20 protein-coding genes, 5 tRNA genes, 1 other RNA gene and 3 pseudogenes are annotated in these 26,834 nt (G+C 49.9%); 8 read left to right on the top strand and 21 right to left on the bottom strand.

Features of this window, described 5'->3' with window-relative positions; all coding sequences use genetic code 11:
- Positions 1–17: 17 nt before the first annotated feature.
- The gene (locus IPJ88_18305) at positions 18–1,568 is read left to right on the top strand and encodes a YifB family Mg chelatase-like AAA ATPase (protein ID QQR90069.1); all 1,551 of its coding nucleotides are present in this window, start codon (positions 18–20) and stop codon (positions 1,566–1,568) included.
- A gap of 17 nt (positions 1,569–1,585) precedes the next feature.
- Positions 1,586–2,611: a recombinase RecA gene (recA, locus tag IPJ88_18300; GenBank protein QQR90068.1), complete on the top strand. Its 1,026-nt coding sequence runs from the start codon at positions 1,586–1,588 to the stop codon at positions 2,609–2,611.
- Between the two features lie 97 nt (positions 2,612–2,708).
- Here recA and IPJ88_18295 read toward each other — a convergent pair whose 3' ends face one another.
- The gene (locus tag IPJ88_18295) at positions 2,709–3,485 is read right to left on the bottom strand and encodes a hypothetical protein (GenBank protein QQR90067.1); all 777 of its coding nucleotides are present in this window, start codon (positions 3,483–3,485) and stop codon (positions 2,709–2,711) included.
- Between the two features lie 2 nt (positions 3,486–3,487).
- A complete protein-coding gene (locus IPJ88_18290; GenBank protein ID QQR90066.1) occupies positions 3,488–5,410 on the bottom strand; it encodes a hypothetical protein in 1,923 nt (640 codons plus the stop codon).
- Between the two features lie 24 nt (positions 5,411–5,434).
- Between IPJ88_18290 and IPJ88_18285 the strand changes: the two genes are divergently transcribed.
- Positions 5,435–6,442, top strand: a complete 1,008-nt coding sequence (locus IPJ88_18285; protein QQR90065.1) for an NAD-dependent epimerase/dehydratase family protein — start codon at positions 5,435–5,437, stop codon at positions 6,440–6,442.
- A gap of 134 nt (positions 6,443–6,576) precedes the next feature.
- Here the strand turns inward: IPJ88_18285 and ffs are convergent.
- The 6 genes from ffs to IPJ88_18255 form a co-directional block, all read right to left on the bottom strand.
- Positions 6,577–6,665, bottom strand: an RNA gene (ffs, locus tag IPJ88_18280) — signal recognition particle sRNA small type.
- Positions 6,665–6,751, bottom strand: a tRNA-Ser gene (locus tag IPJ88_18275). Before IPJ88_18275 ends, ffs begins: the two co-directional genes overlap by 1 nt.
- A gap of 61 nt (positions 6,752–6,812) precedes the next feature.
- A tRNA-Ser gene (locus IPJ88_18270) sits at positions 6,813–6,900 on the bottom strand.
- Positions 6,901–6,962: 62 nt separating this feature from the next.
- Positions 6,963–7,460 (bottom strand): nucleoside deaminase, encoded by a 498-nt coding sequence (locus tag IPJ88_18265; GenBank protein QQR90064.1) that lies wholly within the window; start codon positions 7,458–7,460, stop codon positions 6,963–6,965.
- Between the two features lie 43 nt (positions 7,461–7,503).
- Entirely contained in the window at positions 7,504–8,469 is a 966-nt protein-coding gene (locus IPJ88_18260; GenBank protein ID QQR90063.1) for a hypothetical protein, read from the bottom strand.
- Positions 8,470–8,760: 291 nt separating this feature from the next.
- Positions 8,761–9,804 (bottom strand): hypothetical protein, encoded by a 1,044-nt coding sequence (locus IPJ88_18255; protein QQR90062.1) that lies wholly within the window; start codon positions 9,802–9,804, stop codon positions 8,761–8,763.
- 218 nt (positions 9,805–10,022) lie between these two features.
- On the opposite strand from IPJ88_18255, the gene IPJ88_18250 reads away from it, so the two are divergent.
- Positions 10,023–10,805 carry a hypothetical protein gene (locus tag IPJ88_18250; GenBank protein ID QQR90061.1) on the top strand — a complete coding sequence of 261 codons (783 nt, stop codon included), beginning with the start codon at positions 10,023–10,025 and terminating at the stop codon, positions 10,803–10,805.
- 206 nt (positions 10,806–11,011) lie between these two features.
- On the opposite strand, the gene IPJ88_18245 is transcribed toward IPJ88_18250, so the two are convergent.
- The 4 genes from IPJ88_18245 to IPJ88_18230 all read right to left on the bottom strand — a co-directional run bounded on the left by IPJ88_18245 (position 11,012) and on the right by IPJ88_18230 (position 12,658).
- Positions 11,012–11,088 (bottom strand) — tRNA-Arg (locus IPJ88_18245).
- A 210-nt stretch (positions 11,089–11,298) separates the two neighbouring features.
- A tRNA-Ser gene (locus tag IPJ88_18240) sits at positions 11,299–11,391 on the bottom strand.
- A gap of 251 nt (positions 11,392–11,642) precedes the next feature.
- Positions 11,643–12,551 (bottom strand): class I fructose-bisphosphate aldolase, encoded by a 909-nt coding sequence (locus IPJ88_18235; protein QQR90060.1) that lies wholly within the window; start codon positions 12,549–12,551, stop codon positions 11,643–11,645.
- 17 nt (positions 12,552–12,568) lie between these two features.
- Positions 12,569–12,658 (bottom strand) — tRNA-Ser (locus IPJ88_18230).
- Between the two features lie 293 nt (positions 12,659–12,951).
- On the opposite strand from IPJ88_18230, the gene IPJ88_18225 reads away from it, so the two are divergent.
- Positions 12,952–13,548 (top strand): glutathione S-transferase, encoded by a 597-nt coding sequence (locus tag IPJ88_18225; protein ID QQR90059.1) that lies wholly within the window; start codon positions 12,952–12,954, stop codon positions 13,546–13,548.
- Here the strand turns inward: IPJ88_18225 and IPJ88_18220 are convergent.
- From IPJ88_18220 to IPJ88_18190, 7 genes and pseudogenes are all read right to left on the bottom strand, one after another.
- Complete coding sequence (locus tag IPJ88_18220) at positions 13,538–13,849, bottom strand: tetratricopeptide repeat protein (protein ID QQR90058.1); 312 nt, start codon at positions 13,847–13,849, stop codon at positions 13,538–13,540. The two genes, IPJ88_18225 and IPJ88_18220, sit on opposite strands and share 11 nt — an antisense overlap.
- 39 nt (positions 13,850–13,888) lie before the next feature.
- Positions 13,889–14,125 (bottom strand): annotated as a pseudogene (locus IPJ88_18215) (hypothetical protein).
- 312 nt (positions 14,126–14,437) lie between these two features.
- The gene (locus IPJ88_18210; GenBank protein ID QQR90057.1) at positions 14,438–16,381 is read right to left on the bottom strand and encodes an urea transporter; all 1,944 of its coding nucleotides are present in this window, start codon (positions 16,379–16,381) and stop codon (positions 14,438–14,440) included.
- A 14-nt stretch (positions 16,382–16,395) separates the two neighbouring features.
- A pseudogene (locus tag IPJ88_18205) lies at positions 16,396–17,743 on the bottom strand (diaminopimelate decarboxylase).
- Complete coding sequence (locus IPJ88_18200) at positions 17,740–18,813, bottom strand: ATP-grasp domain-containing protein (GenBank protein QQR90056.1); 1,074 nt, start codon at positions 18,811–18,813, stop codon at positions 17,740–17,742. Before IPJ88_18200 ends, IPJ88_18205 begins: the two are co-directional and overlap by 4 nt.
- A complete protein-coding gene (locus IPJ88_18195; GenBank protein ID QQR90055.1) occupies positions 18,810–19,076 on the bottom strand; it encodes a PqqD family protein in 267 nt (88 codons plus the stop codon). Before IPJ88_18195 ends, IPJ88_18200 begins: the two co-directional genes overlap by 4 nt.
- A 1-nt stretch (position 19,077) precedes the next feature.
- Positions 19,078–20,316, bottom strand: a complete 1,239-nt coding sequence (locus IPJ88_18190) for a tetratricopeptide repeat protein (GenBank protein QQR90054.1) — start codon at positions 20,314–20,316, stop codon at positions 19,078–19,080.
- Positions 20,317–20,550: 234 nt separating this feature from the next.
- On the opposite strand from IPJ88_18190, the pseudogene IPJ88_18185 reads away from it, so the two are divergent.
- Positions 20,551–22,318: pseudogene (locus tag IPJ88_18185) on the top strand (long-chain fatty acid--CoA ligase).
- Between the two features lie 4 nt (positions 22,319–22,322).
- Positions 22,323–23,711 carry a NupC/NupG family nucleoside CNT transporter gene (locus IPJ88_18180; GenBank protein QQR90053.1) on the top strand — a complete coding sequence of 463 codons (1,389 nt, stop codon included), beginning with the start codon at positions 22,323–22,325 and terminating at the stop codon, positions 23,709–23,711.
- Between the two features lie 217 nt (positions 23,712–23,928).
- On the opposite strand, the gene IPJ88_18175 is transcribed toward IPJ88_18180, so the two are convergent.
- Positions 23,929–24,147, bottom strand: a complete 219-nt coding sequence (locus IPJ88_18175; protein ID QQR90052.1) for a TIGR04563 family protein — start codon at positions 24,145–24,147, stop codon at positions 23,929–23,931.
- A gap of 133 nt (positions 24,148–24,280) precedes the next feature.
- Between IPJ88_18175 and IPJ88_18170 the strand changes: the two genes are divergently transcribed.
- Positions 24,281–25,636 carry a S41 family peptidase gene (locus IPJ88_18170; GenBank protein ID QQR90051.1) on the top strand — a complete coding sequence of 452 codons (1,356 nt, stop codon included), beginning with the start codon at positions 24,281–24,283 and terminating at the stop codon, positions 25,634–25,636.
- A gap of 774 nt (positions 25,637–26,410) precedes the next feature.
- Here the strand turns inward: IPJ88_18170 and IPJ88_18165 are convergent.
- On the bottom strand, positions 26,411–26,812 hold the full coding sequence (locus IPJ88_18165) for a winged helix-turn-helix transcriptional regulator (protein QQR90050.1): 402 nt from the start codon (positions 26,810–26,812) through the stop codon (positions 26,411–26,413).
- Positions 26,813–26,834 lie beyond the last annotated feature (22 nt).

The following is a 26,834-nucleotide window of genomic DNA, read 5'->3' as shown; positions in this document are numbered from 1 at the left end:
TGCTACTAGCCATTGGCATGCAAGTCGTATGTCATGCCGGAGCGCTTCTCGGCGTTGAAGCATTCCCTGTGCGAGTCGAGCTTCGTTTAACGAAAGGACTGCCTCGCTTTGATATTGTGGGGTTACCTGAAGCGGCAGTGCGAGAGGCTCGCGTCCGCGTGAGTTCAGCGATTGAGTTTTGCGGTTATGAATTTCCAAAACGACGCGTTTTGCTCAATTTATCGCCAGCAGATCTGAAGAAGAGCGGCTCCGCCTTTGATTTAGCCATTGCTATTGGTGTGCTTGCCTGTTCAGGTAACTGTCCGCTAAATCAACTCGAAGAAACTTTCTTTGCTGCAGAACTTTCCTTAGCAGGAGAGCTGCGACCCATTCCGGGTTTGTTAGCTCAATTGAGCGTTGCTAAAAAGCTGGGTCTTAAAAAAGCTCTGGTCGCCTACGATAATGCGCCCGCTGCATCACTTCTGGAAGGTATCGACATCTACTGTGCGAAAAGCTTGCACGAGGTGGTGGCTTTTTTGGCGAACAATGATGACTTGCCAACTGCGCGTAGTGTGGCGGCTCAACCTAAAACAAAAACTCTCGGGGTTGCGCAAAAACAACCCGATCTTTGCGATATTCGAGGGCAGTTTGTTGCCAAACGTGCTTTGGAAATAGCTGCCGCTGGGCGGCACAATTTGCTCATGAGTGGCCCCCCGGGAGCCGGAAAAACAATGCTTGCTCGGCGGCTGCCCGGGCTGCTGCCTCCACCAAGTCCACAGGAATCGCTAACGATAGCAACGATTGCTGGTGTACAGGATCGTGAGCATGTTGATTTTGTCGACGGGAAAAGCCGACCCTTTCGCGCGCCCCATCATACGATCAGCGATGCGGCATTGATTGGCGGGGGAAATCCGGTGCGTCCTGGTGAGGTTACCTTGGCGCACGAAGGTGTGCTTTTTTTAGACGAGTTTCCAGAGTTCAAGCGCAACGCTATCGAAGCCCTTCGCATCAGCATGGAAGAAGGCTGGGTGCAGGTGGTAAGGGTTAATCAACGCTTACGCATGCCCGCAAGACCTTTGATTGTGGCTGCGATGAATCCTTGTCCTTGCGGCTACGCGGGTGATGAAAAGCATCTATGCAGCTGTTCGGTGGATCGGATCGAACGCTATCAATCAAAGCTATCTGGGCCATTGCTTGATCGTTTTGATCTGCACTTGCATGTACCTGCGGTTCCGGTTCGTCACTTGCGACAGAGCATGAAAGCTGAGCGGAGCGCACAGATCCAAGATCGGGTACTATGTGCTCATCAGTTTTCGGTCGAGCGAAAAAACAGCCACGGAGCTAAACTGTTCCTTCAAAAAGACGCGCAAGATTTACTCGACCAAGCTACCGACCATTATGCGCTTTCGGCGCGCGCGTGGCACAAAGTCAAGCGTGTAGCGCGCACTATCGCCGATCTTGAATGCAGCGAATATGTGCAAAGCGAGCATGTTGCTGAAGCACTTCAATACCGATTCTTAGCCCGTGTGCATGCTGCAAGCGGACTTGAAAAACCCAGCAGTATTGGGGATGCAATGAAACTCAACTGAGGAGCGTATCAATGAGTATGAAGGAAAAAATGAAAGCCTTGCAACAAGCCATGGCGAGCATTGAAAAGCAGTTTGGCAAAGGTGCTATTATGGCATTGGGTGAACATAGCCAGGAAGCGATCCCCAGCATATCAAGTGGGGCATTATCGCTTGATCGAGCGCTCGGTGGGCGAGGCTATCCCAAGGGTCGGGTGATGGAAATCTACGGACCGGAATCGAGCGGTAAAACCACCCTGGCACTACACGCCATCGCCCAGGTGCAAAAGCAATCCGGAGCAGCGGCCTTCATTGACGCCGAGCATGCGCTTGACGTTCAGTATGCCAAACGTCTTGGCGTCTCCTTAGATCACTTGCTCGTGAGTCAACCGGACCATGGTGAGCAAGCGCTGGATATTGTCGAAACACTGGTGCGCAGTGCAGCGGTCGATTTGATCATCGTCGATTCGGTGGCAGCGTTGGTGCCGCGGGCGGAGGTAGAGGGCGAAATGGGTGATCATCATGTAGGTTTGCAGGCCCGGCTAATGAGCCAGGCGCTACGGAAGCTCACAGGCATAGCGCACCGCACACAGACTACGATCTTATTCATCAATCAACTTCGCAGTAAAATTGGTGTGACCTTTGGTTCGCCTGAAACAACGACGGGTGGCAATGCCTTAAAATTTTATGCATCCGTGCGTCTGGATGTCCGGCGCATCGGACCCGTTAAAGCTGGGGAAGAGATTCTGGGAAATCGCACAAAAGTAAAAGTCGTTAAAAATAAAATCGCGCCGCCTTTCCAATTGGCTGAATTCGATATTCGCTACGGCTTTGGTATCGATGCCATTGGTGATCTTTTGGATCTTGCACTTAGCGCTGGAGTCGTAACGCGAAACGGAGCGTATTATTCATTTAGCGAGCAAAGTTTGGGACAGGGGCGTGAAAAAGCGCGTGTAAGCTTGCTCGAAGATGGTGCCATCCGTAAAGCGGTGTACGACGGCTTAGAAAAGGTACAAAATGCTTCACGAGCAGACGATGCAAAGAATAAAAGCAAACAAGCTGCTTAGAAAGCTTGCCTTATGAGCCAATCGGGATTGGCAGCGATCGTCGCCCTCGTCAATCGCCTAAATTGCTTCACGACTTATCAATTAGCTCAAAAAAAATCTAGAAATTAAAATGTAAGCGACGCAAGCAGCTTACTCCGGAACAATTTGCTTGTTGCTGATTTTGCTTTGTTGATAGTTCTGGCTCATCGTCTGATGATAGTGCGAGCAGCGTGGCGATACCGAGTCCGACGACACTTGTGATCAAAAACCCAAGTCCGAGTGCAAGATTGCTTTCGTAGCGGTCTATTGCGCCCTGATAAGCGCTTTGACACAAACCGTCGCTGCAATAGCTGTCTGCGTCTGCTTTTTGGCTTAAGGCTATACCTGTAGCGACGGCTCCTGTGAGCAATAAAGCGATGCTTACGCCGCCGATGATATAAGGCGTGGTGTCGGTTTCAGTGGCGATGAATTGTGAAGGCTCAGCTTGAGTTGAAGAAGATTGCAAAACGGGTTGGTGTGCGGATTCACTCTGGCTTATTTCTTGTTCAAGGTCTGCTAGTTCAGTCTCGAGGCTTTGTCGGTTTTGGATATCTTTGCCTTCTTTTAAAAACCGCTTTAGTGCTGCAGCTGCTTGTTGTTTTCGGTCGGCTTTGCGCGCCGCCAAGAACAAGTTGTAGAGCATCGATGATTTTGGCGAAAGACGGTAAGATTTATCGAAGTGCTCTGCCGCTTCGGCAAAGCGGTGTCCGTTGTAAAGACCGGTTCCGATGTAGAAATGCTCTTTTGCGAGATCTTCTCGTTCTTGCTGATTCATGCCTTGAGCCCCCGCAAAGGGTCGGGCTAAATCGAGCACACCGCATATCAGGCAAAAAATTAAAGCAGATCGAGTTAACATGGTTAAAATACACTGCCTACTGGACAACTCCACTCGACACCCACCTGTTTCAGCCGCGGTGCGCCATCACGATCTGTAACGCCTAATCGCACCATGACTTCGATGACACCACCTTGGGGCAAGTCTAACGCGACTGGAAAGGAATCGGAAGGAAAAGATCCCACGGGCTCAAAGGTTGAATTACTGAGATTTTCCACAGAATCGGCGTGCCTGACACTTAGCGCTATCTGGCCAGATGAGCCCGCATCGGCTTCAAGGTGGATACGCAACCATTCGGTGCTTTGGGCATCTTGGCAGCCTTCAAAGACAGCTGAGCTTTGTCCCTCGGGCACAAAGACATTGCTTCGCTTGCTCCCGATGAGATCGCCTTGATTGTGGGGACCCAGTCCCACTGGTAGATGAGCCAATACTTGAAGGCTTGTTGCATCAATTCGAGTTGCGATGCCTGTTTCTCCAAAATTGTCTGAAGAGCTAATGACCCAAATCGTGTCGCGCAGAGGATCGGATGCAAGGCCTATCGATTCATAGGGTTCGTGTCCAGCAGTCCAAAGATCGATGGTCTGTTCGTGACTTAAATCAGACAGAAGATAAGTGCTTACTCGGCCGTCGGTATGGGCTACCCAAAGTCTTGAGTCTGTCGCGGCAAGGCCTCTCGTGACTGTTGGACTACTGCTGAGTTCCCAGTTTTCGCTTTCCGGATCAAAGCGCATCACGGTATTGCAGTGAAATCCGCTGACAACAATATGATCGTTTTTATCGATGCCTAAACCGTAGAGAAGATAACAGGCGAAGGGCACTTCGTAGACGGTGACTTCTGGAGGCGTGAGCCTGCGGTTAACGCGTGCAAGCAAACCATCTTGACTGATGAGCCAAAGGTAGCCCCAGCGATCAAACTGAGCGGCGTAGGGAGCGAAACCAGGTATACTAAGGCTTTGAAGAAGGGCCCCGGTCTCGCCGTCCCGTTGCTCAACTTGTTCAAGAGCATGCAAGCCAATCCAGGGGTCACCATGTTTTTGTCCCATGTTTCCATAGCTGCCATCGATAGCCATCGCGCGCGCCACCGCTGGCGTTTCCGCCGTTCCTATCGGGACTGAGAAAAGCAAACAGTCTTCGGCTGCTTCTGCAAGGACATTGTTGGGGCCAGATGAGCTTTGAAGGCCATCGTTGCTTTTGTCGATGCATCGATCGATCACTCCTGCGTATTTAGTTAAGGTTGACTGACCTTGCATAGCGCGGTTTGCTACCCATGCATCGCCCACATAATCGACTGCGATGCGGGTGGGTTCGTTTCCGGCACTTGGATAGCGGGCAGTCTCCGTGTTGGAGATGAGATCAATATGGGAAACGGTATTTTCGTTGGTATTGCCTATCCAAAGCGCATCGGATTCCAAAATTTCTTGTTTGAGAGTGAGCCAGCCTTCGGAAGTCAACTGAAGGGTATCGTTCGCCTCAAACTCCATCCCGACACCGCCCCATACTGCGCCAGTGCAACTGCTGTTGCATCCTCCGCATGGGCTGATTACGTTTTCATCGACGAGCCCGTCGCAGTCATCGTCAATGTCGTTGCAGACTTCAACTTCTGGCAGTATTGCACCCAAACAAAGGCCAAGATAACCATCGATGCAGCGCGCTCGTCCTGAAAGGCAGGGTCCTATACCCATGCTGCTGGGCTCTGCGGCGTAGCAATCCACTGTCGTTCCTGTAAGGCAACTGCATCCAGTTTGATAGGGATCTTCTGTGCAATTTGGAGCAGCTACAACATCGCAATTGTTCGTGCGAAGCGCGTTGTGTTCATCGCAATCCTCTCCAGCAGAGCAATGTGTGCCGTATCCATCGAGATCGCTATCCACGCAGTCTGCCGAATCCGAACAGAAACACAAATAGCTACACAGAGAAAACAAAGCTATCAGCTGTACGCCACGCATTATTCTGACTATACCATTCTTTGCATGAGGATACTTGTTACAGGAGCAACTGGCTTTTTGGGTCGAAAGATTGTGGCATCGCTTAGCAAGCAAGGCGCAGATCTGCGGGTTTTGCTAAGACCGAAGCACAAAGGTCTGCAGGAGTTGGCAGAGCGACAAATCTTTTTGGGTGATGTTGGGGACCCGCAAAGCATTGCGGCGGCGGCCAGGGGCTGTGATGTATTGGTGCATGCAGCAGGGCTGAGCGATGCTCATGCATCGGCCCACGCGCTGTCGTGGCTCAACGTAGCCGGAACGGAAAACGTCATCAACGCAGCAAGACATGTTGGCGTGCGTAAGCTGATATTCATTTCGTGTGCAGATGCAACATTGACCAATCGTGATCGCGTCAATTGGAACGAACAAAAGCGAAGCAATCGACCTCTTTTGAGCGCCTACGTGCAATCGAAACTTTTAGCTGAAGAAGTTGCATGCGCGAGTAGTGACCGAAGTATGGAGGTTATCGTATTGAGTCCCGCTTGGGTGTGGGGGCCAGACGATACAAGTCGTTTACCGTGGCTTTGCGCTGAAATCCAAGAAAAAGGAGCGATTTGCCTTCCGGGATCGGGAAAAAATTATTTTGCGACGCTTCATATTGATAGCCTGCTCCAGGCTGTCGACAAAAGCATTCAGGCGCAGGGTGCGGGTGGGAACGTCTATCTTCTAAGCGATCTATGTCTTGCTACAGCAGCTGAGTTTTTCGGCGGCATAGCCGAGGCTTTTGGTGCTTCGATAAAAACCGGATCTTCGTATGCATTGAACTATGCCGAAGCATTCCTGCGAGAAAAGCTTGGTCTAGCCGGTTTGTGGCGAAGCGATGTAATCCTGCGAGGCCGTTCAACCCTTTTTGATGTAAGTCGTGCGGCCGAATGCTTGAATTTTTCACCACGTCAAAGCCTAGATGCCGATATGACTGAATTCGAAAACTGGGCCAAACAAAGCAAAGGCCTAACCTCCATAGCAAAACTAACCCACCGTCCCAAAACCACCTAGCCAATCACCCCGCGAGCAACGCGAGCCCGCAGGGGAGGGAGCCGACGCACGAAGTGCGCTCGGGAGGGGAGACGCGTGTCTCCCCTCTTTGGAGCGCTGCTACGCAGCGGTACAAACAGTTAAAGTCGAAACAAAAAAAAGGCCCCGCCACACAGTGGGTCGCGCTACCGTTGCTCCCTTCCGGGCCTGGCGGGGTTCACGCGTCACTGTTGGCAGGGCCAGCGGAGAGGGCGGGATTCGAACCCGCGGTACCCGTAAAGGCACACACGATTTCCAATCGTGCACCTTCAACCACTCGGTCACCCCTCCTGAATTATTCTAAGTTATTTTTTGTCTTGTTTCGTATTCCTGTGTTTTTAAGAAAAGATTGCGGAGAGCGAGGGATTCGAACCCCCGGTACCCTTGCGGGTACACTTGATTTCGAATCAAGCGCCTTCGACCAACTCGGCCAGCTCTCCAAAACCGGGAGGCTTGTACCGCGCCTTGGCACATTTGAAAAGGATCTGCAATTTACGAGCGATCAAGTGGGCCTTGGGCTCCCTAGGCGGTTTTGACGAATGGCTTGAAAAAACTCGGATAGCAGGGCGCCGGCCTCGCTGCCAAGCACCCCCTCGACGCTTGAAAAGCGATGATTTAGGCGTTGGTCATCTCCGAGTTGGTAAAGCGAATGGATCGCTCCGGCCTTGGGATCGCGGCATCCATACACGAGCCGTGAGATGCGGCTGTTGACCAGTGCTCCAGCACACATCGGGCAAGGCTCAAGGGTGACATAGAGCGTGGTATCAACTAGCCGCCAACTTCCAAGTGCTCGTGCTGCTTCTTTGATTGCCATCATTTCGGCGTGTGCTCTGGGATCTTGACTGCTCTCACGAAGATTGTGGCCGCGACCAACAATTTGCCCCTGATGCACGATCACGCAACCCACCGGTACTTCATTCTTGTCATAAGCCTTGCGAGCTTCCGCCAAAGCTTCGCTCATAAAATTGATGTCGTACTCGTACGCTTGGAATTCAGTCATGCTTCTCTGAAAACCAGGACCTTAGAGCACTCACGGGATACTATCAATCCTCATTATCGGCCGTGACCGTGACCTTGTGGCTACCGGGAATACCTGTCACACAAACCACCGCGGTTCCTGAGTCGTTCCATTGGCCACAATCATCAACCTGGTAAGTCACGCTTTTTGCGATCGACATGCAACCCTCGGATGTAGAGGCTTCGTTTTCGCTAGTGAAATTATTGCCTTCAGTGCAAGTAAAGGTAGGGGTGGTGTTTTCATCAAGGCAGTAGTATTGCACAGAGAAGACAGCCGGAAGAGTTACTACGGCATCGGTGTTTTGAACTTCAATATTTGGGTTGCCGATGCCGGTCAAAGTGTCATTGATAAGCACAGGAAAGCAAAAAGTAGGATGGTCAACGGTCAGACTCAAGCAGTAGTCGTTGCTTTTCCCTCTGTCATCTAGCTCTGCGATAATGGCTTCTTCGAGTGATGTGCCATCGCAAAACGAGGCTGCTCCAGTGGGTGCCCCGTTGACAGCTTGGAGTTCTTCGCAGCTATGTACTTCATTGCCATCAATGGTATCGACAAAATGACTCTCCCATACAGACGCTGTGCCATTGTCTCCGATAAGGACATCAAGTTTGATCAACACCCATTGCGAGGTCCCAATTCGGATCTCCATGCCAGGAATCGTTGTCTGGGCGATTTCAAAGCTAGCTCCGTAGATTTCCAGAGCTGGCCCAATTTCCGAATGCGGGAACAGTTCCAAATCCAATTCGCTAAGCGCGTTGTAAAGTGATTCTTCGAGAAGAATAAAATCGGATAAATTAGCTTCGGTTGCTTGGAAAAAGTTTGTGAGTTTCTCTTCAATTACGTTGGTGAAGTTACTGTTGGTTTTCCATCGACTGATAGGGCAATCTGTTGATGTTTGCGCTCCTTGTTGAGCACTGAGTTCAGGTCCAATGGCGGATGTGCATCCGATGCCAAGTGTGAGAAAAAACACATAGAAAGCCAGTAAGTTCTTCATGACATGCAATTACTGCAAAACTTGTGCCGGTTGTAATCAAACAAAAAAGTAAGAAGAAACAAGGCGTTCTGTTTTTCTCCCACATGTCCTACCAGGTTCTTAGACCCCACGTCGGAAACAACAAGGATGTTCGTTCAAAGCAGATCAAGATAAAATTTGGATGGAAAGTACCCTGTCGGTGAGATCAAGAAACGTTCTCCGGGCGGAGTCTTCAGGCTTCGTCTAAATACGCCAGTAAGGTCTCGAGTATGCTTCGGGAAATTGGATCCAAACGCGAAGCCGATGCCTCTTCTACGACGATTCCGGATTGAGGTTCATGAAAAAATCAAACGTGGATTTACCGTACAGGGTACTGGCCACATCAGGGGATGTGTGCTGTTGGTTTGGAACTTCACACCACATGACATCCAAGCCGGTAGTGCAATCGTTATACTGCACACAATTGGTAGCTGCAGCGGTACTGTTGGTGCTGCAACTGTTAGCTACACGCAGCTCTTCTTTTAAGTCACTGGCAGCTTGTGAAATGGGCTTGCTCAAGCCGGAATTGGTCGAGTCGTTTGCACCCACACCGATGTAGGCCGCTACAACACCTTGGCAGTTGCTCGTATAATTTTCTGGCAAAAAAGGAGCAATGGGTGCCATGGCACGCAGTACATCGCCGCGTACACAGCCGAGCAAGCTCGTAAAGCCACCCCCTGCACTAAAACCGGAAGCGAAAATGCGGTCCGTATCAACGCAATAGTTGCTTAGCAAGTGCTCAACCAAGGCATCGAAAAAAGCAAGGTTGTCGCTTTCAACTTCCAGAGGCACATATTTGCTCGGATCCGATACATCATTGGCTCGCCACAACGCACCGGTATAGCTTGCTCCGTCGTAATCGCCCGAGCTTAGTGCTTGAAGGGTGACAAAAATCGCTTGTGTAGCATCAACACCGCTGCCTTGATAAACGAAATCACCTTGCGCGCCACTGAAGCCTCCGAAACCAAGAAACAAAGGATAGGGTTGGGCATTGTTGTAGTTGCTCGGTACGGCAATGGTGTAGCTGCGGGTAGGCTGCCCTGCGATTTGAATTGTTTGCTCTACCGGACTACCCGTTTGGCTTACAGTACTACCACAACCTTCACTTGGTCCGCCGGGTACAAAGGGTACATAAGGTCCGCTATCATTCGTGTTGCTGGCGTCTGCGCCAAGTGCGCCGTCGTTTTGAGTTAAGCCAGAATCGCTTACTGCACCGTCGGTGTCGTTGCTAGTAGACCCGCTGTTGCAACTCCAGCAACCAAGTAAGCCGAGGGTCACTAACCTTACCATCCACAGATTTGAGCTAAGATGAGACATTGTTAACGTAAAAATGTATTCTTAAGCCTTACAGATTTCCAAACTCTGTCAACTCGTTATGCGCGGCGGATAGCACATCTGTAGAAAAAAGGCCCAAGGACAAAGGCGAAAATGTTGTATGACACCAAAGTCAGTGCTTCTCGCGAAAAACTCGTTTGGGCCTTCTAAATCCTATTGTTTCGCCAACTCTCTATTTCTATATTATACGTTAATTCAATATGATAAAGCTCGGCTCAATCTTCGTGGGCGTTTATTGCGCGACTCTTCCTTTTGGATGTCAAGCTTTTGATGCCAATAAACTGACCTCCGATGCCGCAACGGATGCGCCGCTGAGCGATGCAACCGATGATGCAAATCAGCAGACCGACGTCTCGTCGCCTCCGGGTTGCGCACGAGAGTTCGTGGTGGATGTCATCGACGATTTTGAAGACAACGCAGCCGATCCTTTTTGGTCGGTGTACGAAGCTACCACCGATATGATAGCTGAGACCGATGGTATGCTTGAAATACAATTGCAAGCCAGTGCTGCGAGTTTAACCTATGCAGGCTATATATCATCTACGGGCTATCCACTAAGCAACTCATCGGCGTACGTCGAAGTGATTCGAATGGGAGGCACTACAACCTCGGCGCAAACGTATTTTAACCTCACCTCTGCGGGCAACATAGGTGTATCTTTGGTACAAGCTGGCAGCCAACTAAGATTTCGTAAGATCAATGGAAGTTTGCAAGAAGTAGTTTCTTCTACATCGTATTCGGGTTCCACTCATCGTTTTTGGCGCATACGTGAAAGCGCTGGAACCGTATATACAGAGACATCACCAGACGCCGCATTATGGACAGAACTTGGATCGGTCGATACTAGCGAAGCTTTTCTGAATGGGATCACCGATATTCGTATTGAAATGGGTGCAGGTACTTACCAATCGGTCATCGATCCCGGCATTGCCCAGTTTGACAATCTAAATGGCGGCGGTGGAACACCAAGCGACTGTCAGTAGTTAGGGACATAAAGGAGCGGGGCTCCGGTGGAGCGCCGCGCTCGAGCTTTTGTACTTTGCAGATCAAAAATACTATGGCGTGAAGTGTTTGGCGGAGCCAGGAGGATTCGAACCGCAAAAGAGAGATAAATGAGCGGGGCTCCGGTGGAGCGCCGCGCTCGAGCTTTTGTACTTTGCAGATCAAAAATACTATGGCGTGAAGTGTTTGGCGGAGCCAGGAGGATTCGAACCTCCGACCTTCGGTTCCGTAGACCGACGCTCTATCCAGCTGAGCTATGGCTCCATTGAGGCCAGTTTCCCTAGCTACAGCCATCTCGCGGCTTACCTCCTCGCTCCTCCCTGCGAAATATCTTTCGATATTCCTCAGTCGTCGCTGTGGGGGCGCTCACGAGCTGTCAGCATCTATGAAAACTGGTGCTTCGCAGTAAACTTCTTATTCGTATTTGTTTGTGTCAAACCTCTTGAATGCTTAGCGCTTTATATCACGTTTTCTTGGCGGAGGGGGCGGGATTTGAACCCGCGGTACACCTTTTGAGCGTACGGTCGCTTAGCAAGCGACTGCCTTCAGCCACTCGGCCACCCCTCCCAACGACCCAAAACCACTCAGCACATTCATCTACTGGCTTACCTCCTCGCTCCTCGCTGCGAAAGACCTTTAAGTATTTCTCACTCGTCGCTGTGGGGGCGCTCAGCAGCTGAACGCGCTGAGTGGCTTTGGTGCTTCGCACTAAATTTTTTTCTACCCTAAGTGTGTCCTCCGGTTCCGTTTCCCAGAACAGGCTGGGGGAAGGCGTTTTTTAGTCAGCTATGGGCTGGCTGTCAATTGGACTTTCTTTTTTACTTCTTCATGATGTCGATAGCGTCTTTTAGGAGCTTTAATCCGTCCTTGGGAGAGCGCTGGAAGGCATTACGGCCCATGATGCTGCCGTTTCCGCCACCATCACGGATGGCTTTGATCTCAGCAAGTACGTCGTCGGTGCCTTTGGCAGCGCCACCCGAGAAGATCACCATGCGTTTGCCGTTGAAGCAGGATTTAACGACGTGGTTTACGCGTTGGGCTAAGCTTTCCTTTTCGATCTTTTCATAGGCAGCTTTGGCCGCTTTTTGTTCGATATGTTCGGTTGGAAGCTTGACCTTAACGATGTGCGCGCCAAGCTCGCAAGCGATGTGCGCTGAATAAGCCACAACATCGAGAGCGGTCTCCCCTGCTGTGCTAAGATCGCCACCGCGAGGATAAGCCCACACGATAGTGGGTAAGCCAACAAGGCGAGCATCGTGAATCAGTTGACGAAGCTGCTGGTAGATTTTATTGCGGTTGCTTGATCCTGGATAAATCGTGTAACCGATGGCTGAGCAGCCAAGGCGAAGAGCGTCGTCGATGCCCGAGGTGACGGCAGAATGAGGTTGTTCAGGTCCTCCCAAGGAGTCACTGTTGTTAACTTTTAAAATAAGAGGAATCTCACCTGCAAACTTCGGTGCAATCACTTCCAAAAAACCAAGAGGCGCGGCATAGGCGTTGCAGCCGGACTCAACAGCAAGCTTTGGATGGTATTCTGGATCATAGCCTTCAGGATTCGGTGCGAAGCTGCGGGCAGGACCGTGCTCAAAGCCTTGATCGACCGGTAAAATAACCATTTTACCCGTCCCAGCGAGCGTGCCGTGGTTCATGATGCGGCGCAGGTTTGCTAAAACGCCGGGGCTTTCGCTGTTGTAGTTTTCAAGAATCGTGTTGGTTGCGTTTGTCATGTTACCTCTTTCGTTGTTGGCGGAGGAGGAGGGATTCGAACCCCCGGTACCGTTGCCAGTACGGCGGTTTTCAAAACCGCTGCCTTCGACCACTCGGCCACTCCTCCAAATCTATTTTTTACGGGGCCTCCGCCCCGCCCAGACCACACCGAAGCATACCTGTTTCGTTGAGGTCTTCCGAAACCCAGATTTGCCACATACTGTCATCTCACGGCTTACCTCTCCGCTGCGGGGGCGCTCGCGATATGCCAGCATGTGGCAAATCTGGTGCTTCGTATTGTGCGTGCTATTCTGCTTAGCAGGGACCTCAACTACCGCATTTTTGCGGATTTGCCCATATAAAAAGGTAGAGACCCGAAAAGGGCTTTTGGTGGGGATTTTTAGCTGCTAAAAGCGCCCTATGATTTTATTCGGGACAACAACTTCCCCCTATGTGCGGCGGGTGCGCATTGTGGCCTCGATGCTCGATATTCCGCTCGAACTTCAGAGCACAGCTACCGCTGAAGGACAGAAAAAGCTTCGCGAGCTTACACCCATCTGGAAGGTACCTGTTTTGCTTGATGGCGAGCAGCTCGTGTTCGACTCCCATGCGATCATCGACTATTTGCAGGATAGCGCTGGGAGCCATGCTTTGGATCAAAAACTCAAGTCGAGCATTGATGCGATCAATCAACTTACCGTGATAGACGGAGCGCTTGATTCCGCGATCAATGTTTTTTATTTTCGAAAAGATGATTCAACGGTTTGCACCTTGCCGTACTTAAAAAAACAGGAAGAGCGCGTGGTTGCTGCGATGAGCTGGCTTGAGCAGCAATGCATTAAGGGAGCTTTTGAGCAAAGCTCATCCTTTGGTTTAAAAGAAATTGCCATGGTCAGCACGCTGGACTGGATGAAATTTCGGGATGCTTATCCAATTATCAATCATCCGAGCTTATGCAAACTGGCCAAGTTTTTTAATGTTTTTCCAGTTTTTGAAAGCACACAAGCTATTGAGTAGCGTTTAAAGTAGCTAGGCCTTGTAACGCAGACGAGTGTTCGGGAGAAATGAGCAACGCTTTTTCAAAAGTTTGGATTGCTTCTTGCGCTTTGCCTTGTTTCAGCTGGCACCAGCCAATACCGCTCATCATTTCGACATCGGACGGATAGTCGACGACAACACTGTTGTATACTTTTTGTGCGTCAGCAAAGCGTCCTAGATTATACAGAGCCAATGCCCTACGAGCTCTCGCAATCGGATGATGAGGGTCTCGTTGCAGAATACGACTTGCTGTTTTTTCAGCATCAAGCCATTTGCGCATCGCCAGTTGAGGTAGCAAAAGACCGAGATAGGGCTCAATGGCTTTGGGAGATAGACGCGCGGCTGTTTGATATGCCGAAATAGCTTTTGAGTATTCTCCGTCTAAATATAGGAGCCAAGCTCTGCGTAGATTGAAAAAATAAGAGTTCTTTTCTGTGCTCTGGTTGGCAAGTAACGCTTTGAGAGCCAGCTTGTAGTCATGTCGCGTTTCAGCGGCGTAGGAGTTTTTGTAATTGCGTTGTTGCAGCGAGTCTGCGTAGCTTGTGCTGGCGACGATACAAAAGAAAAGAGCAAAAGTTGTTGTTTTTTATAATTTGCGTAGTCATCTTTATTTGTTCCATGGTTGCCTCGCTGTTTGAGTGATTTGCGGTACGTCAAAATGCTGTTTATGGATCCTCGCTGCCTGTTTCGTCCCACTGCAGGTCACTCTTAGTAAGTTTGTGTGTGGTTGATTGCTTCGGAGTGTGTAGCTCTATTTGAAAAAAAACGTCCTTGACGTTGTACGAAAGCTTTGTGGTTAGCAGTGCTTGGCCTTTGAGCGTTGTGCGTGCACTGCTTCCTTCGATAGTCGTGTTTAAAACCTTCGCGTTTAAAGGCGATAATGCATGCTAAGCGCGGCGGTTGATGAGAGAATAGACAAAAGGTCGCTTGCCCAGCGTAGCCCTTTTGGAAACACTATGGAGACTGGAACGAAGTCATCCCAGATGAGTTCTTGAGTAGTGTCGTTAGGCCAACGCGGCATTGCGTAGTGCAATGCATGAAGCACGGATGAGTCCTTGCCTATCACATCGTAGATGGTGAGCATTCCTTCTTCTTTGTCGAAATAGAGGTTGCTGTTCTTTTTTCGCGACATTAAAATTCGATGATTGAGCATATCAAATTCTGAAACAACTGTTTCGACGCCGTTCGTTGAGGTGAATTCAGAAACATAGGCTTCAAGGAAAGACGGTGGAAAAGAGAGCTCGGAACTGCTTTGAATGTTTCTTAGCTGTGTTCCTTTTTGGGGAACGAAGGTCGCATGAAGATGGGCTAAGCCCTGCTCCACGGTGATGATTTCGTGAAGTTCGATAGGGAGGGTAGCTGCACCAATTTGGTGGCTTGCTTGAAGTTGAAAATGCAAATGAGGAACAGGCGAGCGTCCTGAGTTTCCGCATAGGGCGAGGATATCTCCCTGGCGAACCACTTGCCCTTCCTTTACCCGTACACTTCCTGGCGAAAGATGGCAGACAAGTGAATATAAGCGCGGAGCATGGTAGATAAGAACGAGGTTGCCCCAGTTGTTGCGCAGGTTAACCTCACCGATAGGGTTGTCTGCAACGGAGTCGACCACACGGATAACTGTTCCGTCGGCTGCAGCGCATACTGGCAAACGATAGCAAAGGTGATCTTCTAGACTGTTACCTTGCCCACGATGCATCTGCCCATCGGCACCACTGACTTGAAAATCCAAGGCGTCTTTCCACGGACCCTTGTGTGTAAAGGCACCTTCTACGCCCTGCGTGCAATACCACGTTCCCATAAAAGGGGCATGAAAGCGGATTTGGTAGTGCGATCCAAATCGAGCCAATCGGGTTCGATAGTAGCGAAGGTTTTGTTCGGGGGTGCCAACGAAAAAATCAACTGATTTAGGATTCCGATCACTAAGTCGCTCACGCATCGCATACAAGATCAAAAATGAAACAAGATTAAAAGGAAGAATTAGCAAAGGTAAACGGAATCCTGAAAGAAGCGCGTTTAGCCCTAAACTTAGCCCGATGGTAAACCCAGCTGCTAAAACGGCAGCCAGAAGGGAAAATAGACCGGGCACAAACCACACGCCTGATACCGATACGGTGACAAGGAGTACGTTTAATAAGATGACACTTTCGAGTGCAGTTGAACTGATAAAGAATACAAATTGAAATAATGCAAAGGTAGCAGCGCAAATCAGCAGAGCGGTGACGGCAGCAATGCGGCTGTACACTAACAATCCAATAAAGATAAGAATTCCGACAAGAGGGTGGGAAAAGAAAAAGATGCCTGACAAGGCGGTGAGAAAAGTATGTAATAAGTGCGGTAAGCCTTGCAGATTCGCAGGGACTAGCGACATTTGCTCGAACACTGGCTGCGTATCGAGCGAGTTCCAGGCTGCCAGAAAGATATAAAACACCATCAAAAATGGCCAGGTTAGGGTCGGTAGCGCAAAATACGATCCCAAAAATGCGCGGCATGCTGCGGTAACAAAGACGCTTGCGATTGCTGCTAATAAAACAATCCATAGAACGTTGTTCGTGGATCCAAACCAAGCCACAGCACCCAAGCCGACCAGCAATGCATTGTAGCTATGGAGGCCAAGATTTCGTTGCTCCTCGCTTAGCGATAGCAAGCGTGAACATAAGATGGCCACGACAACGGCAATTGCGCCGCCCAACATCATTTGAGGATGAAGACATGTTGAGGCGAAAAGAAACACCCCAACCTTGCTTGAACTCGAAATAACAATTTGGGAATAGCTTCTAAAAAAACTATGAGCTGTGTTTTGTCGTGTTTTCATCGAGGGAGCTGGCCCTAAGCTAGCCAGTTCGGAAGTGTTTCATGCGAAAGGATGCTTTCAAGGTTTTCTTTGCGCCGGATAACACTATGTTGACCGTCCGTTCCAATGAGTACTACGGCTGGACGATAGGTTATAAACTGCATCCATTGCGTTACGTTGTAGGCACCAATGTTTCGAATCACCAAATGATCGCCGACGTCGAGAGGCGGAAAAAGAAAATTGTCGCGAAGTACATCAATGTTCATGCACAGCGGTCCGTAGATTACTGTAGGCTCAAGGTTGCCGCTGAAGGGTTGCGCGGGAATGATATCGTGGTTGTACCAAAAAGAGGTGAAGAGCAGGTTGACACCCGCGTCGATAACGACAGCTCTACGACTGTCAGGGAGTCGCTTGTTTGCTACGACACTAGCAAGCATATAGCCTGCATCATCGACGAGTGCTCTACCTGTCTCGAGTACAAGAGTTGGTTTTTGATCGGGTGGATAGTCTAGCTTTGCTAAGCCTTCGGAAATGGCTTCGACATAGCGAGATAGAGGCGGAATTGCTTGTTCACCGGGTAAATATTGAGCCTTGAGGTTGTTGTGCGAGGCGAAACCTCCCCCGATATCGATGAAGGACAGAAAAAATGCCATGTTTCTCTTTAATCAGATTGGCAAACTCCGCGAGCTTCTGACTTTGTTCTCGGTAAGCGCCAGGATCCATAATAAAAGTTCCAATGTGGCAGTGTATGCCAGCAAGTTGCAAAGACCCTCCGGCAAGTAGTCGAGAGACGGCATCAAGCGCTTGACCGTTTTCCAAATTGAAACCAAAACGGCTCCATTGAGGAGCGCCTTCAACACTCATGTTAATGCGAATTCCAACCTTGGGACGAAACGATAGTTCTTTGGCAATGCGCTCGGCCAACGCCATTTCATCAAAATGATCAATATGAATAATAGTGCCCGACGAAAGCGCTCGCTGCAGTACGTTCTCGGATTTAAGTGGCCCATTAAAATGAATATGCTCGGCTGGTATGTTAAGATGAAGTGCTTTTTCATACTCGAACTCAGAGACCACCTCTGCCCACGCTCCATTTTTATGAAAGACGCGGCAAATCGCATCAAGATAGTTGGTCTTGTAGGACCAGGCGATATGGTAGTTGGGATAGCGCGTTGAAAGAGCCTGTTCCAGTTCTCGATAACGATCAATAAGAGTGCGTTCCGAGAAGACGACCAAAGGAGAACCGTAAGTGTTGATCAGCTCGGCTACTGAAACACCATCAATATGAGATTGCGGCTGCATGGAGCGCATGCGTGAATACTTGTTCATCAACCCAATGGCGTGCCGAATTAGTACTGGTCGCTCGTATTTATCTTTGTTCATACTGCCTCCTCGGTAGATCTTCGAAATAATTCGCCACAGGTTACAAGCTGTTCGAACTCTGCAAGCTCAACGATTTGATCAATAGCAATACGGCTAAACAGGGTGCCAACACGGTAGTCTTGTTTGATGGGTGTTGTATCGCCCAGCGCTCGGCGTACGACCCTCCATGGAAGATTCATCCCGGCTCCTGTGCTCAAATAGGTCCACGCTGGAAAGCGTGGGTTAATTTCCATGAGTTGATAGTTGTTTTGTCGATCAAGCATGACCTCGATTTCGAATGGGCCACGCCATGCGCTGGCTTTTGCAAAGGCTTCAGTAAGTTCAAGTAGTTTGGGGTCCTTGATGGTAATACCAGCCCAGCCTTTGCCTTCTTTGCTTAGGAGAGTTTTGCGCATGGGTACGGCGCCTACAAGTCCACCATTGCCGTCCCCTACAGCAACGACATCAAATTCAGTTCCAGTTATTGCTTGTTGGGCCACAACGGGAGTCCCCCACTGCGCTACGGTTTTATGAAAGGCACTAATTGCTTCGTCTGGGGTCTGTGCTTTTATCGCTCCGTAAAACACTCCTTTGATAAAAAGAGGGTAAGGGACTTCTTTGTCGATTGTGTAGAGTTCCTGTGCTTCGTTGACAACGCGAGTGCGAGGTACCTGTATACCGAAGTGTGCACCAAGGGTGCAGAGATGCGCTTTTGACCGGAGCTCGAGTTGTTTTTTTGTTGGTAGAAAGGTTCGGATGCCAAGTTCTGAAAAGACAGGTTCAAGTTCCAAGCAAGCGCTTAGTTCAGAATCAAGCGTGGGGATAAACACATCGATGGGACGTAGCGAATGGATATAGCGAAGCCGCTCTTCAAATGCGGCGATGCCCTCCCTCGGGTAGGGCATGAGAAAAACAGCATCTGCAAGTTCCGAAGCAAAGTTGCCAGAATCCAAACTATCGTAGCAAAGACCAACTAGCTGTCCGGAAAATTCACTTGCATGACGGATGCTTCGCATCACCGCAACACCGGGCGCAGGATTGTCAGATGCGTTTAGCCCCGTAATAGCAATAGTGATAGCTTTCGTGCTCATAGCTCACAATCTCTCGAAACCAAATTGTAGTTTCTGAGCACTTGAATAAATTCGTCTACGTCCCTCTCAAGCGTATCCGTGGGCTCAATTTCAAATTCTCTTTGCAAAATATCGATAAGTTCGGCTTTAGGAGTCTTTTCCTTAAAGCCACGGATAAGGAGCAAGGCAGTCTTATTTGCGGAGAAGGTGGACCCGGTAAAAGGGTCAAACACAAAGCCCGTGTCACTCACAGCAAGATCCGATAAACGTTGTAGGTCCGTCATTTCATTCTCCCAGTTCAATGTTGTTCAAACTTATGCCTAATGAAAAATAGTGAGCTAAGCTGTGGTGTGTTTGGCTAAGCTCATCGAGCAGCTGACGGCGTTCTATTTGGTAGTTAACCCACAGCTGCCAGTGCTGCGCTATTCGTAACGATGCCCCGGAGTAGACGCTTTGCCGAAAGGTATCGAAAGTGTTGTAAATGCTTGGTTCACTTAGCCGTGTAGGTCGCTTGGCTTTACCGAGACGGCAACCAAGCCACAGGCTTCCCAGAGTATTCCATACTGTGCTTGTAAGTCCGGCTTCTACGGGTAGCTCACTATTAAGGACCTGAAGCGCTCCGTAAGGTTGTATTGATAGCCAAGAAGTCAGTGGCATGGCCCAGGAAGGGGCAAAACGCCACACAGTCAAATCGCTATAAAACGTTGCACTGTTTTCAAGAACAAACTCTCCCCAATACCGGACGGAGCCTCTTAGACCGAGTGCATGTGCCCTTGCAAGATAGTCTGAGTTGCTCGCTGCAAAAGCATAAGTTAGGAGTGCGCCGAGTTTTGAGCTTTGAAGCCCCATAGACAAAAAAGCTTCATCGACGGAAATGCCGTGTGTCCTATTTGGCGAGGCGCCTGCTCTAGAGCTTTGGTCTGCTTGAAACTCGGTTCTTCGGTAGCTGATGTCCAGGAGAAAAACCGAATCAAGGATAGCGCTGATTCTGGGTGAAACGCCTAAACCCCAATCCAAGTACGGATGCGCGCTATGGTATTGGTAAGTGCTAGAGAGGCCAAGGCTCAGGATCAGCCATCCGGGCTCGTCACAGAACGATTGACCCTCTTTGGCGGAGACTTGGTCCGGGTTTTTGCGAAGAACATCATCAAAAAAAACTAAGGCTTCGGGGCAACGATTCAAACGTGACAGTGACCATCCCAGGCCAAGCGCAGCTTGGTCATCTCCGTTCGACATCGAAAAGGCTTGTTGATAATTCTCAAGTGCGTTGTTGTATTGCTCGTTTTGGAAATAGAGCCAACCTAAGCGCAACATGAGTTCGAAATCCTGAGGGTAAAGCTTTTTCACTGGAAGCAGGAGCTGAATTGCTCCTGATACATTTCCTCTCTTTTCTTCTGAAATCGATGCTGCGAAAGCTAGGTCGTAGACACGATCACTTTGTGCATCGGCGAATGCAGGCGTTCCAAGCCAGAGCAATTCGCTAGCGATAATTAGTGCACAGTTCGTGCACCTAAACTTTTGCAAAGCGCTATTTCGCGGACACACTGTCCACCTCTTGCACGATTAACCTTACTGTAGATCCTAAAGGTATCTTTGCAAGGTTTTTTGTGACGATTTGTTTGTGGACGGAAATCTGATCGCAATGTCGTGTGGCGGTGGCTGAGTCCTTCTCAGAGCCATAGGCGATGTGCCTATTAAAAGAGTGAAAAGAAGGATCTCCTCCTGAAGTTATGCTTGTGGTAGACATGAAAGCTTCACATGTCGAAAACAACTTTCAGTATACCGAGCTTTCTCTTACAAAACGCCCAAGCCTTTTCTGAACGTTCGGCTTATTTTGTGTGGCAAGATCAAAAGTGGCTACCGACTTCTTGGCAAAGCTATGCGCAGCAAGTAGCTAAGATTTCAAAAGCACTCGATCGGCTCGGTTTCAGTAGGGGTGACATCGGTTGCATTCAAGGAAGCAATCGTCCCGAATGGGTCATTTTTAATCTCGCGTGCATGTCGCTCGGTGGAGCCGCGGCAGGGATTTATAAAAACAGCAGCGAAGAAGATTCAAGCTATGTTCTCAGACATACTGAAGCAAAATTTTTACTTGTTCAGGAAGCCAAGCTCTTCAATCGTTTGGTTAAAACGAAGCAGACTTTTCCAGCGCTTCAGCACGTGATTGTTATGGAAGGTCAGATATCGGAGCTGCATCTTCCGGATCATGTTCGCGCGTGGCATTTTAAGGATCTGTTGGCGTACGGCGAGAGTGCTTCGCTTGAGTTTTTAGCGCAGCAGGTGGATAGGCTTGCCCCAGACGATCTTGCGGTACTGGTATACACTTCTGGAACCACAGGCTTTCCAAAAGGGGTGATGCTGAGCCATCAGAACATTGCATGGACCGGAAGAACGGCCGCGCATTCCGTTCAGATTGACGAACAAGACAGGACGCTTTCTTATTTGCCATTGGCGCACATCGCTGAGCAAGTTTTTACGATCTACGGTCCGATTGCTTCAGGGGCTCAAGTCTATTTCGCACAGTCCATGGACCATCTACTGGAGCATTTAAAAACTGTGGAGCCCACTTTCTTTTTCGGCGTTCCACGTGTTTGGGAAAAAATGCATGAAGGTTTGCTTAGCAAGTTGCAGCAAGCTCCCGCATTAAAGCAAGCACTCTTCAATTTGGCCAAGGCCGTGGGTGAGCGAAGTATCAACGAGCGCGCAACACAGTGCACAATCAATCCTCTCGATAGCTTGCTTTTGGGTGCGGCACGTCGCTTGGTGCTAGGCAAGCTACGTAAAGCCCTTGGCCTAGGGCGCGCAAACTTACTCATCAGCTCGGCTGCGCCCATCTCCGAAGAACTTCTACGTTTTTTTGCTTCGCTGGATATCCTTATTCATGAGGTCTATGGCCAAAGCGAAGTGACCGGCCCTACAAGTTTTAATATCCCGGGAAGAACACGCCTGGGCACGGTGGGTCCGGCCTTCCCAGGTGTTTCGGTAAAACTCGCCGAGGATGATGAGATTTTGGTTTCAGGTCCCAACGTGTTTCTTGGCTACTATAAGGACGAGGAAGCGAGCCGAGCCGCGCTAAGGGAGGGGTGGCTTCATACAGGGGATTTAGGAAGCTTTGATCCTGACGGGTATTTGAGCATCACAGGGCGGAAAAAAGACATCATTATAACCTCGGGCGGAAAAAATATTTCCCCTGCAAATATTGAAAACGCCCTAAAAGAGCTAGATTTAATCGAAGAAGCTGTCGTCATTGGCGATAAACGCAAGTACTTAACCGCGCTGATTGTGCTAAACCCCGCTTTTTGTAAGGGGCTCAGCTCAGAGGAGCAGAACGACCGTGTTGCCATGCATATACAGACAAGTTAACAAAAATTTGGCTCGTGTCGAGCAAATCAAAAAATATACGGTCCTCGAGCGATCTTTCTCTCAAGAGCACGGTGAACTTACGCCCACGCTCAAGTTACGTCGTGCTGTGATCAGTAAAAATTTCCAAAACCAAATTGACGCGATGTACAGCGCATCGGAATAAAACTGTGGAACGTCTCATTTCATTATTCGGTGTTGTGTTCATGATTGGCTGCGCTTGGCTTATGTCAAGCCACAAACGCAAAGTCCCCTGGCGTATTGTGATTTGGGGGGTAGGCCTCCAGCTTTGCTTTGGCGTGTTTGTTTTACGCAGCTCAGCTGGGCAATGGCTTTTTTCAAACCTCAATGGTGCTGTCAATCAACTCTTGAGTTTCACCACCGATGGAGCGCGCTTCATCTTTGGAAAGTATCTCGACGATGAGTTCACCTTTGCGTTGAACGTGCTGCCAACGATAGTATTCTTTTCCTCCTTGATGGCCTTGCTCTATCACTACGGCGTGATGCAGCGCATTGTCAAAGGCATGGCTTGGGCCATGCAACGCACGATGCGCACTTCGGGCTCTGAAACCGTGTGTGTCACTTCAAACATTTTTGTTGGGCAAACCGAGGCCCCTTTGGTTGTTCGACCGTTTTTAGCTGGCATGACTCAATCGGAGCTTATGACGGTGATGGTCAGCGGCTTTGCCACCGTGGCAGGGGGCGTGCTTGCGGCCTATGTCGGTATGTTGCGGATGAGTTTCCCCGATATTGCCGGGCACCTTGTTGCAGCAAGCGTGATGAACGCACCGGCCGCCCTGGTTGTCGCCAAGGTCATGGTTCCTGAAACCAAACCATCCGAAACGGCCAACTCGCTGTCGGTTCACGTTGAAAAACAAGACGTCAACGGCATTGATGCCGCCACGCGAGGCGCCGGTGATGGCATGCGTTTGGCTCTGAATGTCGGCGCTATGCTTTTAGCCTTTGTCGCTTTGGTAGCCATGCTGAATTATTTCTTGGCGCTGCCTGCGCTTTGGCACAACCAAGCCGTGTGGAAGGATGCCGCGCTCGCTCTTGGCAAACTTGGCATTGGCCTTCCGCAAGGTTGCGTTGAGCCCAAAGGAGCTGCTGGTTACGGACAATGCATCGATCAGGCCATTCGCTTGGGCCATCTTCCTGCCGCTGATTTTCTCAGTTGGAATCCGTGGACCTTGCAACGGATTTTGGGCTACCTGTTTTGGCCTTTTGCTTTTGTGATGGGTGTGCCCTTGCAAGACTGCGCTACGGTTGCTGGCTTGCTTGGTGAAAAGCTTGTTCTCAATGAGTTTGTGGCTTACGGCCATCTAGGAGAAATCCTAAACTCGGCTACGCAGCAATTGCATCCGCGCTCTTCGACCATTGTCGCCTATGCACTCTGCGGCTTTGCCAACCTTGGATCGATCGCAATCCAAATCGGCGGCATCGGCAGCCTTGCACCCGAGCGTCGCGCAGACCTCGCGCACCTGGGCATGCGCGCCATGCTCGGCGGAACCTTAGCGACATTTATGACAGCCTCAGTGGCCGGCCTACTGGCTATTTGAAATATTGCTAGAGCGATTGCTCGCTCCGATGAGTTCTGCTCTCATCGGAGCAAGCGCAAGACGTAATCTTGAAGTCACTCCCGTCGATCTCGTAACCCTCAGAATCCCTGATGTTTCCACTGTTTCTCGCCGATACCCCTGTATCGCTTCGTCACGCCAAAAACATCAGGGATTCTGATTATCTCCGAGCCCTCGGTCAGGACTCCAAGGTTGTGTCTTAATTCTCAGCGCTTTGCTGAAGCTCTTTTTCATCGTCCGCGCCGCCAGGAATCTCGTTCACTGATGGTAATTTGCGGATTTCTGAGAGCCCGAGCTTGACACAACGCTGCACGATCCAAGAAAGTGAGCGGTCGAGTCGGGTTGCTTCAGTTTGGATGTCTTGGAGCATTGCCTCTGGAAAATAAAGGCTCTGCTTTCTTTTGTCGCTTCCTGCCATAGTCAAGTATCCCTTCGTGATATTGGGGTAGAGTGTACCCTGAGAAATTAGCGTAACGCACAGCGTCCTACGGATCCACAACTCTGCAAATTCGTTATAGTGTAGCTGGAACTGGGGCGTACAGGTCTGGACGATGATTCTTCAAAAAATGAACAAAATACCGATAAAAAAGCGAGTTTCAGCGGCTTTGGCCCTCGTGCTGGCTTTTGCCTGCGGAGCCGCCTTTGCCAGCACCATAGCGGCTGCTTTGCCAACTTCGGCCAGCCCCTACCGCAACTTAGGGGTGTTTGCTCAAGCTTTGGCCTACGTGGAACGCAGCTACGTTGATGAGCCCGATCAGGACAAACTCATTCAGGGTGCAGTGCGTGGCATGGTGTTGGAGCTCGACCCACATTCCGCTTACATGGATCCGCAAGCCTATCGTGTGCTGAATGCAGACACCGAAGGTCGCTTTGGTGGCATAGGTGTGGAAATCGATGCATCCGATGGTTGGTTGACTGTTGTTGGCGTCTTTGATGGAGGCCCTGCTGAACGTGCACGCATCGAACCCGGTGATCGTTTTGTATTTATCGAACGGCAAGAAGCGCGAGACATGCCTATTAGTGAAGCGATTCGTTTGATGCGAGGCGAGCCTGGAACGCCCGTTCACTTTAGGTTGCGTCGTCAAAAGAGCCAACAAGTGGTGGACATGACTTTACGCCGTGAGATTATTCGTGTGCATGCCGTCGAAGCGCGCCTGCTCGCCGATCAAGTTGTCTACCTGCAACTTAAAGCTTTTCAGAAAACCACCACAACCGAACTTCGCCGAGCGCTCGATGAGGCTGCATCCCGTGCTGCAAAAAACGGCGGCATTCAAGGCCTGATTCTTGATTTGCGAAACAATCCAGGTGGCCTTCTTGATGAGGCCATAGGCGTGAGTGATGAGTTTTTATCGCGCGGCACTATCGTAACCACGCGAGGTCGAGGTGGAGTGCTTATTCATGAAGCCACTGCGAATGCGGCAGGTACCCGTCCAGAATGGCCCATGGTTGTTTTGATCAATCAGTATTCAGCAAGTGCTGCTGAAATCGTCTCCGGAGCATTGCAAGACAACAAGCGTGCGACAATTGTAGGGTTGCGAAGCTTCGGCAAAGGCAGCGTGCAAACGATCAATGAGTTTCCTGACGGAAGTGCGCTAAAGCTTACCATCGCAAGATACTACACGCCGTCCGGCCGTTCGATTCAGGCTGAGGGTATCGAGCCAGATGTTATTGTCGAGCAGATCGATCCCGACAAAGCCAAAGGTGCACAATCGAGCATTAGCGAGGCAGCCCTCGAAGGGCATCTGCCCAATCCGCTTCAGGATGAAAGCAAAGTGATTCCAGAACCCAAGCGTGATGAAGCGCGGACTTTGCCGCAATTATCCGGAACGGATGCAGTCGCCTTCGACGATGACTATCAAGCGCGCATTGCTCATCAAGTGTTGCGGGCATTCATCGCTGCTAAGTAAATCGTAAAAAATCAGTAGAAAGCTTGAAACTCTACGCTATCCGCGTATCGTGCGCCTGGCATTATGGGTGAAGCAAAACGAAAAAAGAAACCAGCCTCGAAATCCGGGCTTACGGCGAAAACAGCAGACAAACATCTGCTCTATCAACGCGCGGTTCAAGATCCAGAAACCGACATTGAATTTTTAGAGCAGGTATTTCGTCAAACAAACGGACGCGCTCCTCTTTCACTGCGCGAAGACTTTTGCGGCACTGCTTTGATGTGTGCGCTTTGGGCTAAGAGCGATCCAAAGCGAAGCGCTGTCGGTGTTGATTTTGATGAACAAGTGCTAGAATGGGGCAAAACGCACAACATTGATCCTTTGGACGAGGATGAAAAAAAGCGCATAACGCTTTTGCGGCAAGATGTTCGTCATACGGTGACCCACAACTTTGATATTGCCGTGGCCTTTAACTTTAGCTATTTTGGTTTCAAAGAGCGTGCTGATCTTGCGGAGTATTTCGAATCGGTTCTGACTTCGCTGCACAAAGACGGCATGTTAATTCTTGATCATTTCGGGGGTCCGGAGACCCAAGAAGAGCTTATCGAAGAGACGGAACACGAAGACTTTAGCTACATTTGGGAGCAAGATCTTTACAATCCCATCGATGCGAACACAGTCAACCATATTCATTTTCATTTTCCTGACGGCAGTGAGATGAAAGATGCCTTCGTGTATGACTGGCGGCTCTGGCAGCTCAAAGAGCTTCAAGAACTTTTGCTCGAAGTAGGTTTTTCAAAAGTCGATGTCTATTGGGAAGGTGATGACGGCAAAGGCGAGGGCGACGGCAACTTCACCCGACAAACGAAAGTTGAAGCCGATCCCTGCTGGAACGCATACCTCGTTGCTCATTGCTAGGGGACCAGTGTATCGCAATTCTTTGACCGTATGATTTGATTCAAGCTTGTGGCGAAGATGTCGGCGTCCATCGATGGCGTAATGGTTGCGACGCCCCTCGCGTTCTCGGCGGATCACTCTTGCATCTTCCAGTTCACCTAAAATGCGCTGAACTGCTCGCTCAGTGATGCCCACCGTCAGCGCGATGTCGCGAACACGAACAGTCGCATCGCGGGCAATGCAAATAAGCACGTGGGCATGATTGCTGAGAAAAGACCAATGCTGAACATCGTTGTGCATGGTTAATATCTAGCACTATATT

The organism is Myxococcales bacterium, assembly GCA_016699535.1.
Classification (GTDB): Bacteria; Myxococcota_A; Polyangia; order Polyangiales.
The sequence above is the reverse complement of the archived record's forward strand: the minus strand, read 5'-3'. Positions and strand labels throughout refer to the sequence as shown.